Genomic DNA, 15,273 nt, shown 5'->3' with positions numbered 1-15,273 from the left:
TTACTTCCTGATGATGATCGTTGTTCCGCCGCCACGATGTTTTTTCTTATTACTCTTATGTGATGCGGATGGTTCTTTTTTAGCTGAAGGCATGCCTAACATCCTTCGATCAGCATCAGATACCCCAAAACCACTGAATATCCCTCCCTGGGATTTCTTATTTGCTCCGGATCCGCCACCAAACATATTACTAAGGTCATTTTGAGCCTGCTGGTTCATACTGTCATTCCAGTCGCGGATGCCATTGAGAATTCCTCCACTCTGTTGTTTTCCTGACCTGATCTCCTGTAACTTCCTGTCGGCCTCGATCTTAGCTATCTTCGAAGTATTGTTCAGAGCGGCAGTTCTTCTTTCTTGTTTTAGTCTTTCATCTAATTCCTGCTTGAACTTTTGTTCTTCTTTGAATTCCACGATCTTCTTGTTTATTTTTTCTTTTACAAATGTTCCGATTCTTCTAAAATTCATTCCCATATTAGTTTCCTCCTTTTTGTTAGTAGGGCGCCATCGCGTCCTCTGGGAAAGTTTTCATTAAAAATTTTTCCTACTGTATGATTATATAAGAATATATTATTCAAACAACCACACCCTTACTTTTTAAGATATTACCAACATAGGCGTGGTCTGTATGTGTCAGTCTGCCAATCTCCCGGAGTGAGAAACCTTCTTCTCTAAGACTGGCCCAGGTATCAAACAATAAATCTTTTTTTGATTGTTTTGGAACCTGTTCCTGGTTAATCACAGTCCATCTGTCCATTCTTGTTTTTTCCAGTTCTGCGTATCTTTCATCTCGTCTTTTATCATACTCCTGTCTAAGTGTTAATGATGGCATTCCGAATGAATATCGAACATACTTAGCCCCGTTTAAAGGATATTCAAAATAAGTATCTCCTGTTCTCGGTTTGCGTATGACTTTGAACAGTTTACCTATTGTTATTTCTTTTTCAAAATAAGTAGTATCCATTTCCATGAAATAATGCACCAGGGAGCGTGGAACTTTATCAATAAGAAAGCTGTCAGGTAATGACATGCCGAGGAAATTGCTGTTTGGCCTGAAGGTCTGGATGATATCGTTCATAATGATATTGCCTTCCTTTTTATAGTCCCTGGCATTCCATCCTACACCGATATCATCAAGGAGATAAATCCCATATTTCTTGAATGATTTTACCACTCTTATGAGATCTTCTTTTGTGATAATGGCGACATTATCTATTGTAAAATAATCTTCTGGTTTCCCTCCAAGAAGTTTTGCTAATTTTATTGATAACTGCTCGCATAAATTCAGCATTGCATAAGATTTCCCTGATCCGGTCCTTCCAACCGTCATCATGGTCACGTGCTGTTTATATGGCGATGCTATTTTCTTTGCGATCATTGTACTGATCGAAGCCAGGTCTGGTTCAACCCCATCGATCTTCACAACGTGATCCATGTAACTCATACTACACCCACCCGGTTCTCTCTTGATACCCCGATGTGCTTGTCAATAAAGTCAGATACTTCCCCTATCACTTCTATACAGGCCAACAAACGTATGTTGCCGATCTCTTCTTCTGTCAGGTCCTTATTTTCTTCTTTACTCTCTTTTATTCTGGCTTCGATTTTTTCTTTAAGTTTTTTAGATGTTTCAGCCCTTATGGATTCGTTAGGGATCAGGGATATTAAAAATCGGGTTAAAATTTCAATTCGTATAGTTGTGTCTTTGAAATTTGAACTCGCTATGATTTCACCCATTCTGAGGAATAGGGAAAAATACATTCCAATGTATCCTTCTTTTCCTTCCCGCTGCGGAATATCTAATGTTATCCCGCCAGAGTTCTCTTTCGTCTTCACAATCCTCCGACGCTTGCTTTTTTCATTGCCTGTCTATAACTATAAAAAATTTTAATTGCTGCTTTAATTGATTCTGATAAAACCTGACGATTTTCTTTAGAAGCGAGCTGCCCTGACAAATGTGGCTCCACGATATAATCTTCTAAAAAATTTGATATTTCTTTTTTTTCTGTCTCATTTAATTTTGATTCTACTTTTGGATCCGATGCCCCGTTTAATGCATTGAAACAACGATGGAAGGTCCTTAACTTATTCCTTAATATTGTGTTCTCATCACCGGATGCCAGGCTGTTTTCCATATCAGCTTTTATATCTACAAGTGCCAGGAAATTTGTGGCTATAAAAACATCAAGTACCTGGTTGCTATTGATTGAGGGTGTACTGTTCATTTCCCTCCATGCAATACCATATATGCTTTCAGGGCAAGCCCGCCAATTACCAGGACCGCGATGATGATAAACGCCCATTTCTGGTATTTCTTTTCACGAAGCTTTTTCTTTTCGACATTGATCCTTCGTTCTACTAATGATGCTTTTGCATGCTCGTCAAGGAATTTTTCATTAAACATAATTACGTCTTCAGTTGTTACTTCAATTGTATTCCTTGCCCTGACCCTTTCATGGATAGATAAGAATTCAGCATATGTCAGGTTGTATTTGTCTCCGGTTTTTGTTACTATTGTTTCTGATTTTTTAGGAGAACGTAACAACAGAATTAAAGCTGCTATTGATGTCGATAATACCAAAATAGCAATTATATACCAGAATCCTAACCCAATTGCGTACATTCCAACAATGATCGATATTTCGATTAATGTAAAAAGGATAAGTTCCCTTCTTTTCTTCTTTAATCCTGATACTGTTTTTAATATTGAGTTTTTTTCAAGAAGTAGATCATCCGGCTCATGATATTTGATTGAATTAAGATCTTCCAGGATATCATCAACTGAATTATATCCAAGACTAACAAGTTTTTCAAGTGCGGCTTTATATACATCCGGAAGTTTTGGGGTCAGGTTCCATACAAGCGTTGTAGAAACAGCGTTCAATGTCACTATTGACTTCGGGATTACGGGCTTTACGCCAGCATTTTCTTCATCAATGAATACTCCGCCATTCAGAAGTGATGCAATGTGAAGGAAAAGATTCTCATGTTCGAATACCTGGAGAATTCCCTTTCCACTTGCAAGCCGTGCTGTCAGATATTTCCTCATTGATTTACCCAGGTAAAACACGAAAAACCCATCATATATCGCCAGGAATATTGTTGCCAGAAGCAACACTGAAACCACTATCCAGAACGTAGTTGCTGAGACGTCAGGAACGTTAAATGAATAAGTTACTTCACCTGTCATTATTTACCTCCAGTCCCGCCAAGCATCAGCCACATTGCAATAGCTATAATTAAAACTGCAATTGCTGTCTGGAACATGATTTTTCCAAAATCATCCTCATTTGATATCGAATATGCCTCGAGCTCATCTGAAACGTCCCCTTCAGTGGCGTGTTGATCCACATTCTGCACGAAATCGCTCACGTGTTCGATCTCAAGTGGGAAGTAAACAGGTGATTTTGTTTTTACGAGGATATCTGTGAAGTTGTCGAAATTATATCCTCCATCAATGAGATTGGATGCCTTTAGATCCTCGTTGGTATCAAGTTCTTCTAAAACTTCATCTCGTGTGTTATATCCCAGGGATTTAAGCTTCGTGATCCCTGCAAGGAGAAAAACTGGTATACTCACGCCAAAGAGACCCCATGATATTACTACCTGATGGCCATCCAGGTTACTTATGCCCTGGTGAAGGGATATCATGGTCCCGTCTTTCACTTCTTTGTGCACGATTGCATGGCCTTCAACCTGAGCTGTCATTATACGCCCATTTTTCCCTGTCTCGAAATGCTCGATAATGGCATCTCCTGAGAGCCTGGATGCTTTTGCCTTCAGCATCGGACCTCCCCAGATCATAACCGCAATATATGCGACAGCAAGGATCAGAATAATAGTTCCAAGCAGGAACACGATGATGATAAGCCATAATCCTGGCATTGTGTTTCCTATTGGTTCAAGAGCTGGTGGAGGGATAGGTACTGCTTGAGTGATGTTTCCTAACGGCATGATCTCACCTGAAATATTTCCCTATTATAGGGAGTGTACTGAGATATCCCGCGCTGTGGACTGTGTCTTGCTGCGGACCTGCAACTACGTTGTGTGATATCTGCGTGTTCTCTGCAATTCTTTCATTCATTCCGCTCGGGCCAACAACTGCCCGTTGCCTACGGAAAAAAGCGTGCAAATCGTTTTGATCAAGTTCTATTTTGGCCTTGGTATCGAACTTATGCCCGGGCAACAGGCTTCTATGGCTTCTCTTGATGATCCTGTTTTTTATTTCGATTACCCGGGCTGCCTTCTCATCCAGGAAAGTTAAAACAAGCGCAGTGTCATATGTCTCCGGAAACTTTTTCCGTGTTCCCTCATCAATGTGATCGTTGCTGGTATACTCTTTTAACAGGCCTGTATTGTCCTGGATTACTGGCTGCTGGCTTGAATTACTACTTTCCATTTAATCCCCCCGATTTAATGATCATAGCAAAGCTTCCATAAAAGAACAGGACAGCTGTATTCACAAACGATATCAAGAAGAACAACGCTGAGATCCAGATATAACCATAATCGTAAATTTGTTTTGAGGTTAAAGTATCGCTATAAATTTCAATATTAAATGCACTGAGACCAATAACTAACCAGATGATAAGGCTCATGAGCGAGATCTCAACTTGATATGTTTTTGTCAGGTCAGTCGAATCTGTTCTTGTAGAGATTAGAAAGATCACGACACCCGTAATGAAAAGAAGTATGAATAGCAGCTGTTCCATGTTTTGTCACCAAAAAATATGGGGCGGAACGCCCCTATTGTGATTCATATTTAACCTTATTTCCGTTCAGTTCCTTTCCCGAATCCCAGTAGCATTCCAATAATGACGCCTATGCCTCCAAAGATCAGCGCAACACCAAGGATCTGGAATGCGGTGTTAACGTTTGAGTTTACAATTGGATAGGCTGACATGCCATCGATTCCACCTGCAAGTGTTGCTGCCCCCCATGAACCGTTTGTTACGGTATCGGTGGTTGTATAAGAGTTGGCATTTATGCCAGTTTCTTTTGCAGTTACAACAGTGGTGTTATTAGCCGGGTTTGTCGCTGTAAGTAATGCTGTGAAATCAGAGTCACCATTCATGGAAGCAGTCAAGTTAGTAGCAGAGATTATTGAAGTATTTCCCCCACTCCTGACATCTACCACCAAACAACCGATTGGTTTCCCTATTCCAGTTGTGTTGAAATAATAACACAGGTTTGTTGAACCTGTTGTGATATTGACATATTCCCCGGTGCTTGTGTTTCCTGTGATGGTATACGTTCCTACCGCTGCTGCCGGTGTCAGATCCTGCCCTAGGGTGGATGAAACTGTGGCATTAAGGAAAAGCCCAACGATAAGAAACGTTCCTCCCAATACAATCATCATGATCGCTGCTATTGGAAGTGCTCCAAATGCATTTTGGTTATTATCGTTGGTTTTCATGATTTTATCTTGCAGCTCCACCGCCGCCAACCCAGCCCATGAGGGATGCTATGATCACGCCTATGCTGCCGAAGATCAGCGCAACACCAAGGATCTGGAATGCAGTGTTGATGTTGCCCTGGACTACTGTTTTAGAGGTGTTGTATGCAGTATCGTTCACGGAAGGCATTGCATTATTCAGCGTTGCCGTAAGGTACAGACCCACGACAATGAAAATACCGCCGAGTATTACACCCATGATACCTGCGATCAGGACCGCAGCGAATGCATTGGCGATCACCTGGTCAGATGTCAGGTTTCCAAAAAGGTCTTTTACTGCATGTTCAAGTCTGATCCATGCTGATTTTATCCAGCCGGTCTGGGGCTGTGACTGTACGACACCTTCAAGAAGGTGCGGGTCTGCTGTGACAAACATCACAAACGAAAGTAAATTTAGTTTATTCATATTTTTGTGTAGACTTCCTTCTCATCACACTCAAGGCATGATGAGAAAATTTTACACTGCAATTGTTAATGATTAAATAAATATATACTTAGTTATGAAAATTTCTTAATTTTTATGAAATTTTATGAAAAATGATGATTTTTTATGAAAAAAGCCTTAATACTTAATATGATACTTATAATGATTATATGCAAACGAATGAGTCTAGTTCGAAACTGAGCTTTGAAGCGCCTGACTCACTGAAAAAAAGGATATCTTCTGTGGCAGATAAAAAAATGAGTTCAAATAGCCAGGTTATAAGGGAAATTCTTGATTCGCATTTACCAAACCTGGAGTAATATTATTTCAAAAGCCAGTGTAATCGCCAGGAAATAGGGCGTCTTTTTTTTCAGTATTATTCCGATCCCTATCTGGGATAATACAAGCATACTCAAAAAAGCCATTAATTCAATGAAATTGAATATGAACATCATTGGGATCAGTACCCACATGTCAGCGCTTCCAAGCAGCTTTTTTTTATAGAATATGAAAAACAATATTGTAAAAATGATTATTACGATATTTCGCATTATCCAGAAAATATTATTTGATATTCCCAGGGAGATAAGAGGGATCGTTGCCAGGATAATTCCCAGGACGACCAGGTTGCTGACATGATAGGTCTTCAGATCTGTATAGCTGCCATAAATAAGGAGCCCAAAGATTATGAATTGGAAAATCATTTAACCTTTTTATATGCCAGGATCAATCCCAGCAAAGATAAGATCAAGCCGAATCCAGGAAGTTTGACCTTAACCTGTCCGGGAAGGGTTTCTTTTATTTCAGTAACTGTCTCTGTTGTTGAATTAATTGCTGCACTACCAGCTTCCTTGATGTTCTCTCCAGTGATGTTTATTTCAAGAGAGTCGTTCGACCTGTTGAGGATTGGCTCACCCCTCACAATAGATATGAAGCTGAGAATTATCACTAAGGCCAGAATAAGTTTAAGGTCCCTGACAATTAATTCATCTGACACTGTTAGCAACCCCCGATAACATATATTGCATAGAACTTGTTTGAATCAAACATAGTGCCGAAATATCCTGCAACCTTTGCTTCCTTATTTCTTGGTGGGATGCAGTTGAGGCGTTTATCTGATGTATACATGATCTGATATCCATTTGACTCATCCGTTAATACGAATTTGTCTTCCTGGGATGAAACCACGGTTCCATTAAAGAGAATTATCTTCCCGGTCAGATCGTTGAGATACCTGTCCGGGTCATATATCTTTTCCACCGGCACATAATGTTCAAAATAATAATCCAGGATATGAGGCTGCTCAAACCAGAGAGCCAGGCCGATTATAGAACATATGATCGCTGTTATGAGCAACGCTTTTTTCAATCTTGTTTGATCTATTTTATCCGGTATTGATAATATGGCCACATATTCAAAATTATAATTAGATTATCATAAAACTATCTTTCTGTCCACATGGCGCCAGAGATCAGCTCTCCTGGAAGACATAATTGAATGAATGAGGATGTATCTATTTTCTGTCCGATCGTTGCCGATAACGAATGATCCTATGCTATACGATAAAAAATCAAGGCTAGAGATAATGTAAGTAAAGAGTGGCAGTATGCGCGAGGCCAATTACACACATAAAGTTTTTTGGGTGTAACCATGTGAGCAGCAAGCATAGATGCATTTTAACACGTTTTAGCGTTTTTGATGGGGGTCAGTCTTTCTTTTTTCGTTTTTCATTTTTAGTCATTTTGTCATTTTTGTTTATACAGTTGTTTTTTAAGGCTACCGTTACAGCTTGCATAGTATTTTTAATATAATGATATTGATTTCTTGAAAAAGTAAGTCTACTGTTAGAGCTTGCATTTTTTAGACTGTTATTTTTATAGCAAAAAAACAGTTGTCGGTTAATTGCTTACAGTATCGGTAAAAGGTATATATGTCTATATTATTTGATTTTAAAAAACTCACATAACAGTAGGCATTAATTTTAAAAAAACACTATCAATAAACACATATATTAAAAAAAGTTTAAAATGAAGTTTTTTCAAAAACCCTGATTACTTTCACTGAGCTTTGCTATTTTCAGGTTATTATGACCACAAAAAAAGGGGTTTTCTGTCCTGACTTATAAATAACAGTATAAAAATGAAATTAAAAAATGAATGAAGTGTTCATTGTGGCAGTCTGTACCCACCAGCCACATGATACACTTCCTTATTCTTTTCCATCAGGATGATCGTATGCTCAACCTGGATCAGATCCATTCCTGACGTGAAGGCAATGTCTTCTATCCTGGCATATGATTCCTTTACACAAATATCCTTGATAGCAGTTCTTATGCTATTCACTTGTTCAGCCTGAGATTTGGTCCTTCCGTAATTATACATCCCATAATCATCCCCTGAGCTCCATGTTGCCTGGGAAGCCTTCATTAACCCTATAGCATACTTTACGTGGTCCTCAGTCACCTTCGGGGACATCTCCCTTCGAGCTATTGCAATAGCCATACGGTTAAGATCCTCTAACTGCCTTGCCCCGATTACAGGATATTCTTTTGAAACTTTCCGTATCTTCAAATAGAATTCTTTAATGAGTTTCTGTGCTGAAAGTTCAATATCAGGAAGCGACTTAGTCCTTGCATACAAAATATATTTCTGCAAAAGCTCAACAGGAATTTCCCGCTTTATATTTTTGCGGTTAATTATTCGAGTTCTATATCTTTCATTAACCGTATCGGCTACAATACTATCTTTCGCTTCGTCCGGATTATCTGGAATGGCAAAAATCAGGTCAAAGCGCTGGAAAATGTAACTGGGGATTGTTGATTGTATCTGTTCGATTATATCCTCCGATGCCTTTAGATGTCCTCCTTTAGGGTTTGCCGCACCGAGTACAGCGGTCCTGGTGTTGAATGGTATATCATTCTTCCCGATCTTCGATACAAGCTGGATCTGGTCATTCAATACTGATACAAGGCAATCCAGGTCTTTCGGGTCCTTCACCTTATCAATTTCATCAAGGCCAGCAACACCCTGGTCAGCCTGGCTGAAGAATCCACTCTTCACGAACCATTCACCTTTTTCCTGCACAGCTACCGTACTGAGACCTCCACGGCTCATATTCACAACCTGTCCGAACTTTCCCTTTGGAGCGATATAGACCACATCCTTGATGATCTGTGATTTTGCGATACCGGGATCTCCGAATAATAACACGTGTATGCTGCTTCTGTCTATCACATTTCGCGGATCTAATCCCCAGTTCCAATCAGAGAATAGAGAAAGACTGCATGCATCCTTGATATCCATCATTCCGAAAATATGCGGAGCTATTGAAGAAAGGAATTTCTTTCTGAGCTCATGCGGGTTTTTAGCCCATGCTTCAAATTGCTTTATTTCATCCTCTGTTGGCGGTTCTACATTGTTATCATCCACGATCTTGATACTGTTAACATCCACAACCCACTCGAAATATGGAGATTTCCCTAACGTCCCGATCTTTTGCCATGCTCTCACTATCCCACATGTATGAACGACTTTGGCATCACGTTCCCATGGGGGCATGCAGAGACACCCATTTAATGCCGCCTTGATATTCACCTGGCCACCGCGGATGGATTCAAGAATAATATTCTGAGCATCAATATAGTCGCTTTCAGGCTTCTGAAGAAGTGTGAACGGTCCTTTGCGCCCGCATACATCGCTATCACATGCAAAAGGCTCTATGAATTTCCCCTCGACTTGGGGAAGGTACATAACATTACCGCATCGCACACATTTGAACGCTGCATTCGTTATTTTTGGCTGTGTAAGGTTCTGCGCAACAACGCGCCCCTCAATCTCGATAAATTGTCCTATGTGCTCGGTTTTTACATCTTCAACCTGCAATATATCGCCGGTATTGAAAATGCTGATACTTGGCCATTTTTCATTATCCGCAGGTACTGATATCTTCTGGATTGCCTTATTGAATTTTGATAATGCCTTATCCGGGTCCTTTTCCAGCAAATCTTTAAGATATGGGAATCCTATCCAGATTTTTTGATAATCAATTTCAATGTATTCCTTTTCCTTAAGAATGCATTCAAGAAATTCAGTCCAATAATAATTTTTGATGAACGTCTCGACAGCATTTTCAAAATTACTGTCAGATTCTTTCAATTTTTTCAGGGAATTATATTTCAGGTTCCCACTTTTTGAGAAACGGTATTTTTGTGAGTCTTCACTGGTTTTCTCAAAGTAATCATAGCGGTTATTGACTGCATCAAATTTATGTGCAGCATCCATTTTCTCTATCCGTAGCTGTTCGGATATGATCTCAAGGATTTCTGTACGTGTCCATTGCTTTTTCCCGCTGTCGCCAAGCAGGGAGATTATGATCTCCGAGGAGTTCATTTAAACATCTCCAAGTTTATATTCTGATGAACCTCAAAGATTTTATCCGGCGCCCGATTATAATATCCGGGAATCGTAATCCCTTCAATAGTCACGCCAGATCCGTTGAATGATCTGACCTCACCGATATGGGTCTCCTTTTTCTTACTGAAACGCCGCTTGATATCAACAAAGAAAGCCACTTTCAATCCTTCCTTCAGCTCAACTTTCAGCGGCATGATACCTAATTCTAACTGGGGCACGGTTCGCTCCTTCTCTTTACAGTTCCCAAAATCATATCTTCAACCCCCAGCGTTTCTGTCTCCCGCAGGAGCAGCTGCGGAGATCTCCGGATGGACAGAATTAATTTGATCAATTTTCGGTTTTGTGAGCTCTTCAAGTCCAAAATCATAATCTCTCAAAACCCAGCGCATCCCGACACCCATAGCGGTCATAAGAGATGCATGCTCCATATTTCCTAGCTGGCGCTCTGTATTCGCTATCAAAGTGACTTTCGCAAGCATTCCATAGATTTCTTCTTTCGGGCGGATATCTAAATCGCGATCATCGAAGAACTTGAGGGTTTTCGCACCATTGACTTTCTTTAAATTCTTGATCAGCGGATTCCTGCATAGCTCAAGATTGAACGCAAGGCAATCCTTGAAAAGCTTCAGATTTGCCTCATAATCTTTAATGTTCAGGATCACATGCTCTTCATATTTCTGGAATTTGAATGAATAAGCTGGCTTTGGCTCCGGAGGATAATATTTGCTGTAGTCCGGTTCTTCTTTTCCTACAGACTCCAGACCGCCACCAGGCTTGATCTTGTACCATGCCGTCGATTCATACGACTTTCCGTTCTTATTTGATCTGGAGGTCTTTTTCTTGAAATTTGAATGCATAGAAAGGCACTGGCTTTTCCATTCAACCATCTGGCATTGATACTTTCTGTCAAGATCTGCAAGGATGGTCTTTGCATTGATGACAATGATTGCCATATCTGCCATTATTCCATCCCCGGCTCCAACTCAGGCTTTAACTTTGCAGCAGTGGCTATCTTTCGCTCTAATGCAAGCCTGATGAGACAAGTCCCCATGTATGCGATTTCTTGAACTGAGTAGCCCTGAAAAACAAGATTTTCGTATTCCTCGGTCATCCGATCAAAAAGTTTTCCTTTGTCTATCATGACTCTCCCTCATCTATTGTGAATTTCTTCCGTAACCCGATCAGCACAGGATCCGGATTGAATCTCTGAACTTTGATCAAAATCCTAATAAACTGAAACTCATCCAGACTGAGGTCAACTCGATATGGTTTCATACAATCACCGCCGTCACATTCCCTTTCCCATCCTCAATTTCAATATGGTCAAAAACGCAGGCGTACCCACAACCGAGACCATCGGGTTCACCCCGACAATCAACAGAACCCCCTACAAAGCGCATATTCTCTTCAGAGATCCTTGCTTCCCATCCACATCCTGTGCACTTGAAAACATGAATATGGGTCATACTCTTAACCTCTGGCACCAAGTTCTCATATTCCTCGGTGATCCGGTGAAGGAACTTTCTTTTATCTATCATAGCCGCGTCACCTCCGTGGAATAGCACATCTGGCATTTTCCCATATAGCCATCACAGGATAGTTATAGATGCATTTTCCAGACAATTTTGACCAATAGCCACAAGTTGAACATCTCATTAATCCAGCCCCCCATGAACATCCATGTATGGATCTGATTCATTTCTGTCCTGGTCCTTCAATCCTGGAAGGCCTGCAGAAGGGACAGAATCACAAGCACCTAATCCATGTTTTTGATAAAATTGATACAGCATCATGGAGACATTTGCTATGTCAAGCAATTTTTCTTTTGCCTCATCGAATTTCTTATGAGAACTTAACCAGACAAAATCTGCGTGCTGTTTTTCAAGCATATCAATGAGGGTCCAATAATCCTTTGTTTTCCATGACTCACCTTTTTCAGGGTCATGTTTCTTCAGTATTTTCTCCATATCTACGGTGAACAATACAACCTCTTTTCGAATTTCTATCAATTCTGCCATATTACACTTCCTGGAGATTTACAGCGCGTCCAGAATCTGTTTTTTTCTCTGGCCGATTCGAAAAATAAGCCGGAAAAATATATTTTTTATCAGAATCTTCAAACCGCACATGTGCGACACCCCGTTTAAGAGGTTTGAATCCTCGTTTTTTCCATAGACACAATATCCGCCATGGAACTAACGAATTTTTATGAATATGATGCTTGAATGTGCCGGTCAGTTCGGGTTTCAAATTAGCATCAAGAAAAATCTTAATTTGTCCCTTTTTTAATTTTTTTTCAAAGGAACTTTTCTTTTTCTGTTCTAGGGTACCCGCTCCGCTATCTTGATTATTTTCGTTCATACGTAAGCCACCCTGACCTGTGATTTATGCCGGTTATATTTCCCGCCATCCTCTCCCTGGATCAGAATGTATTCGCCCTGAAGGCCCTCCACTGTCCCTTTCAGAATGCTTTTTCGAACAACACCATGTTTGCCATACTCGAAAAGAACGTTTGTTCCCACATATATACAATTATTCTTAGCCTGAGCTAAGCTCTGCTGTGTATTTTCCTGCATAGTTTGCTGCTCCTGCTTCGTACCCCTGTTAAAGGCACAGAAAGCAATCAATAATTATATCAATACCTATATAAATTGTTCTATTCACAGTAGATAGACTAAAGCGATCTGTGGTCTCATAAGAGGATTCCTATTAAATAGTTTACAAGTAGTGTGGAGATGATTGCTGGTACTATGTAAAAGACGTAACTACTTTTAATGTGTTCCCAGTATATTTTTCCCTCGCCTACTGGGTAGTACGAGATAATATATTTATGTCCAGACTCCTCCTCAGGATAGTAATGAACAAAGGTTTCGATTGGGATAATAGGCAAAAATAGAACAACGAAAGACTCGGTTGCTATGTAGAACTCAGGATGACGGGTATAAGGCTTTATTGGAAGATATTCAGACCAACGCACCAGTTCCTCAACAGTGATTTTTCTTTCACCTGATAGATTGGTCCCAATCCCATTTACATTATATGTCATTATCTCCCCTCATTTTATTTAGGGTTCGTTATGATACCTTTTCTTCTCTTAAGCTCTGATAGGACCTCTTCTTTTTCAGGGAACTCTTGTGTATCTGTAATGCTTTTTATATCCCTCTCTATATCATCAATGATCTTGTCTTTATCAATTCCCTCAGATTCGATAAACTTCTTCCATTCAGCTGAACCAGGGTCGTACTTAAAGACCAGCCTTCCTAATATCTGCCAGGGCTGGATTGTATATTTTTTATCATCGTCTTTCAGAACGGTTCTCACTACAACCCCATCTTCTTTTATAAAGTCGAATATCAGGTAGTGGAATTCTAGTTTTCCTTCGTTCCTTAGGTCACAGTATTGAAGAGTATCTCCCTTTTTATACTCCTTATCATGTGAGAATACAAGTATATCACCAGGGTAGAAGGGACGATCCACAATAGATAGGATTTGGTAGAAGCCACACGTTAAGTCTTTCCTAAAACGCGAAAGTTTACGGAAAGAGCATATAAGGCTTATGTTCTGGTTCTCATCCATTATTTGCATGAGTAATCTTATTAATCGGAACCCATTCTCGTCATTTGCGATCTTGTTTATATGTTTAAGTATTATCTCCTCTGAACCTTTCTCGCTTAATTCAGGTTTTTCTTGGTCTGTTTTACCGAACAAGCCCATTTTATTCTCCTCCATTGATTTCTGTAATCACTGTTTCTTATTCGAGACTTGGATGCAAGAATCTCTTATATGCCTTGTCTAAAATCGGTTTGAGATTTTTTATTGTTATAATAATGGATACTGCCCACAGTTCTAAAATAAAAAAATCTAACGGATCATCCCTTATAAAAATTAATATTAATATATCCAGAGGATAATCCTCTTTTGGATTGATAATTTGTTTAGGCAAAATGATATTTAATGTTATTGCAGTTGTCAAGAATAACACCAAAATTAATAAGATAATTTGCGTTTTTGTTTTGATGTTAATAAATACAAAGCTTACAATATAAAATATCATAAATATAAATAAGAACCAAACAAATTCGGTTATGATATCGAAGCTTAATACCTGCATACTAGGTACTTTTATATGTGAAATAATCCAAATCATCGTACTGACAATTAGAGCGTATATTGTGGTTTTTTTTAAACTCATTGGTATTATCACCTTAATATAGTATTATATTTTTATATATATCATCTTTTCTTAAAAATCCGTCATTATGATGAATGAAAATAACATTATTGTATGTCTCTGCATTAAGGCGATGAGCATTATTTTAGATTAAAGATTATACACTCTAAAGAATATTATAATATTATGAAGAAAACTGAATTTGATCAAAATGGGAGCTGATGTATAATGGTTTCAAAAATGTACGCTATAGTGGTTGCGCTGGCTTTCACTGCTAATGCCTCTGTATCGCCCACACATCCTCACAATTGGATTCAACTTATAGTAGATTTTATTGTAGGGTTTTTGATATTCCACAGTATTTTTAGGCTGGTAGAATATACATTTAATGCTACCCGGACAGTATCAGCGCGGCTAAAATCGTTTATTGTAAGAAAGAAGAATAGAGTTGATGTAAATGAATTATAAAATTATAGCAAAATATGCCGCTTTTTTTACTGTTGTATTGTTTATCGCAAAAAAGAAGCTGGCCTAATCTTCTAATTAATAAATGATCATTATGATAAACACCATAATATAGATATACCAAAATATATATTAAGTATAAAGGCAGATAATGCTCAGGGCTTGAGAAAAGAAAAGTATTTTAGGCCAGGACAATATATATAATGTGGTTCCATACCGCTGTTAACGGTAATGTCTGCTGGTGCTTCGTTTGTTTGCTGCTGCCGGCAGACTCATGGACCACACAGGCCCGTCCCTGGGGTTCAAATCCCCATCGGAGCATCTAAAATTTCTTTATACTCCTATCTTT

General features: G+C 39.2%; 26 protein-coding genes. 1 reads left to right on the top strand and 25 read right to left on the bottom strand.

Annotated elements, in window-relative coordinates:
- The 25 genes from CL181_RS08550 to CL181_RS20865 form a co-directional block, all read right to left on the bottom strand.
- The gene (locus CL181_RS08550; RefSeq protein WP_097298894.1) at positions 1-471 is read right to left on the bottom strand and encodes a hypothetical protein; all 471 of its coding nucleotides are present in this window, start codon (positions 469-471) and stop codon (positions 1-3) included.
- 100 nt (positions 472-571) lie between these two features.
- Entirely contained in the window at positions 572-1,441 is an 870-nt protein-coding gene (locus tag CL181_RS08545) for a hypothetical protein (protein ID WP_097298893.1), read from the bottom strand.
- Positions 1,438-1,833 (bottom strand): hypothetical protein, encoded by a 396-nt coding sequence (locus CL181_RS08540; protein WP_097298892.1) that lies wholly within the window; start codon positions 1,831-1,833, stop codon positions 1,438-1,440. Before CL181_RS08540 ends, CL181_RS08545 begins: the two co-directional genes overlap by 4 nt.
- Positions 1,830-2,222, bottom strand: a complete 393-nt coding sequence (locus CL181_RS08535; RefSeq protein ID WP_097298891.1) for a hypothetical protein — start codon at positions 2,220-2,222, stop codon at positions 1,830-1,832. The genes CL181_RS08540 and CL181_RS08535 overlap by 4 nt, the downstream gene beginning before the upstream one ends.
- Positions 2,219-3,187, bottom strand: coding sequence for a hypothetical protein (locus CL181_RS08530; RefSeq protein WP_097298890.1), 969 nt, complete (start codon positions 3,185-3,187; stop codon positions 2,219-2,221). Before CL181_RS08530 ends, CL181_RS08535 begins: the two co-directional genes overlap by 4 nt.
- Positions 3,187-3,951 (bottom strand): hypothetical protein, encoded by a 765-nt coding sequence (locus CL181_RS08525; RefSeq protein ID WP_097298889.1) that lies wholly within the window; start codon positions 3,949-3,951, stop codon positions 3,187-3,189. The genes CL181_RS08530 and CL181_RS08525 overlap by 1 nt, the downstream gene beginning before the upstream one ends.
- A gap of 4 nt (positions 3,952-3,955) precedes the next feature.
- Positions 3,956-4,396 carry a hypothetical protein gene (locus CL181_RS08520; RefSeq protein WP_097298888.1) on the bottom strand — a complete coding sequence of 147 codons (441 nt, stop codon included), beginning with the start codon at positions 4,394-4,396 and terminating at the stop codon, positions 3,956-3,958.
- Positions 4,386-4,709, bottom strand: coding sequence for a hypothetical protein (locus tag CL181_RS08515; RefSeq protein ID WP_097298887.1), 324 nt, complete (start codon positions 4,707-4,709; stop codon positions 4,386-4,388). The genes CL181_RS08520 and CL181_RS08515 overlap by 11 nt, the downstream gene beginning before the upstream one ends.
- 56 nt (positions 4,710-4,765) lie before the next feature.
- Entirely contained in the window at positions 4,766-5,413 is a 648-nt protein-coding gene (locus CL181_RS08510; protein WP_097298886.1) for a hypothetical protein, read from the bottom strand.
- Positions 5,414-5,417: 4 nt separating this feature from the next.
- The gene (locus tag CL181_RS08505) at positions 5,418-5,858 is read right to left on the bottom strand and encodes a hypothetical protein (RefSeq protein WP_097298885.1); all 441 of its coding nucleotides are present in this window, start codon (positions 5,856-5,858) and stop codon (positions 5,418-5,420) included.
- A gap of 320 nt (positions 5,859-6,178) precedes the next feature.
- Entirely contained in the window at positions 6,179-6,580 is a 402-nt protein-coding gene (locus CL181_RS08500; protein WP_097298884.1) for a prepilin peptidase, read from the bottom strand.
- Positions 6,577-6,873: a hypothetical protein gene (locus CL181_RS08495; RefSeq protein WP_097298883.1), complete on the bottom strand. Its 297-nt coding sequence runs from the start codon at positions 6,871-6,873 to the stop codon at positions 6,577-6,579. Before CL181_RS08495 ends, CL181_RS08500 begins: the two co-directional genes overlap by 4 nt.
- 2 nt (positions 6,874-6,875) lie before the next feature.
- On the bottom strand, positions 6,876-7,286 hold the full coding sequence (locus tag CL181_RS08490; RefSeq protein WP_097298882.1) for a hypothetical protein: 411 nt from the start codon (positions 7,284-7,286) through the stop codon (positions 6,876-6,878).
- Between the two features lie 755 nt (positions 7,287-8,041).
- Positions 8,042-10,264, bottom strand: a complete 2,223-nt coding sequence (locus CL181_RS08485) for a minichromosome maintenance protein MCM (protein WP_097298881.1) — start codon at positions 10,262-10,264, stop codon at positions 8,042-8,044.
- Positions 10,261-10,506, bottom strand: a complete 246-nt coding sequence (locus CL181_RS08480) for a hypothetical protein (RefSeq protein WP_141398846.1) — start codon at positions 10,504-10,506, stop codon at positions 10,261-10,263. Before CL181_RS08480 ends, CL181_RS08485 begins: the two co-directional genes overlap by 4 nt.
- A 39-nt stretch (positions 10,507-10,545) precedes the next feature.
- Positions 10,546-11,250 (bottom strand): hypothetical protein, encoded by a 705-nt coding sequence (locus tag CL181_RS08475; protein WP_097298879.1) that lies wholly within the window; start codon positions 11,248-11,250, stop codon positions 10,546-10,548.
- Complete coding sequence (locus tag CL181_RS08470; protein WP_097298878.1) at positions 11,250-11,429, bottom strand: hypothetical protein; 180 nt, start codon at positions 11,427-11,429, stop codon at positions 11,250-11,252. Before CL181_RS08470 ends, CL181_RS08475 begins: the two co-directional genes overlap by 1 nt.
- Positions 11,426-11,563 carry a hypothetical protein gene (locus CL181_RS20245; protein ID WP_176505118.1) on the bottom strand — a complete coding sequence of 46 codons (138 nt, stop codon included), beginning with the start codon at positions 11,561-11,563 and terminating at the stop codon, positions 11,426-11,428. Before CL181_RS20245 ends, CL181_RS08470 begins: the two co-directional genes overlap by 4 nt.
- A complete protein-coding gene (locus CL181_RS08465) occupies positions 11,560-11,826 on the bottom strand; it encodes a hypothetical protein (protein ID WP_097298877.1) in 267 nt (88 codons plus the stop codon). Before CL181_RS08465 ends, CL181_RS20245 begins: the two co-directional genes overlap by 4 nt.
- A gap of 117 nt (positions 11,827-11,943) precedes the next feature.
- Positions 11,944-12,306, bottom strand: a complete 363-nt coding sequence (locus CL181_RS08460) for a hypothetical protein (protein ID WP_097298876.1) — start codon at positions 12,304-12,306, stop codon at positions 11,944-11,946.
- Between the two features lies 1 nt (position 12,307).
- Complete coding sequence (locus CL181_RS08455; RefSeq protein ID WP_097298875.1) at positions 12,308-12,649, bottom strand: hypothetical protein; 342 nt, start codon at positions 12,647-12,649, stop codon at positions 12,308-12,310.
- Positions 12,646-12,864, bottom strand: a complete 219-nt coding sequence (locus CL181_RS08450; RefSeq protein ID WP_097298874.1) for a hypothetical protein — start codon at positions 12,862-12,864, stop codon at positions 12,646-12,648. Before CL181_RS08450 ends, CL181_RS08455 begins: the two co-directional genes overlap by 4 nt.
- A 116-nt stretch (positions 12,865-12,980) precedes the next feature.
- Positions 12,981-13,334 carry a hypothetical protein gene (locus CL181_RS08445; protein WP_097298873.1) on the bottom strand — a complete coding sequence of 118 codons (354 nt, stop codon included), beginning with the start codon at positions 13,332-13,334 and terminating at the stop codon, positions 12,981-12,983.
- A gap of 14 nt (positions 13,335-13,348) precedes the next feature.
- On the bottom strand, positions 13,349-14,002 hold the full coding sequence (locus tag CL181_RS08440; RefSeq protein ID WP_097298872.1) for a hypothetical protein: 654 nt from the start codon (positions 14,000-14,002) through the stop codon (positions 13,349-13,351).
- A 37-nt stretch (positions 14,003-14,039) separates the two neighbouring features.
- Positions 14,040-14,480 (bottom strand): hypothetical protein, encoded by a 441-nt coding sequence (locus CL181_RS20865; RefSeq protein WP_097298871.1) that lies wholly within the window; start codon positions 14,478-14,480, stop codon positions 14,040-14,042.
- A gap of 207 nt (positions 14,481-14,687) precedes the next feature.
- On the opposite strand from CL181_RS20865, the gene CL181_RS08430 reads away from it, so the two are divergent.
- Positions 14,688-14,927 (top strand): hypothetical protein, encoded by a 240-nt coding sequence (locus CL181_RS08430; RefSeq protein WP_097298870.1) that lies wholly within the window; start codon positions 14,688-14,690, stop codon positions 14,925-14,927.
- Positions 14,928-15,273 lie beyond the last annotated feature (346 nt).

The organism is Candidatus Methanoperedens sp. BLZ2 (assembly GCF_002487355.1).
GTDB lineage: Archaea > Halobacteriota > Methanosarcinia > Methanosarcinales > Methanoperedenaceae > Methanoperedens.
This window is presented reverse-complemented; position numbering and strand designations above follow the sequence as displayed.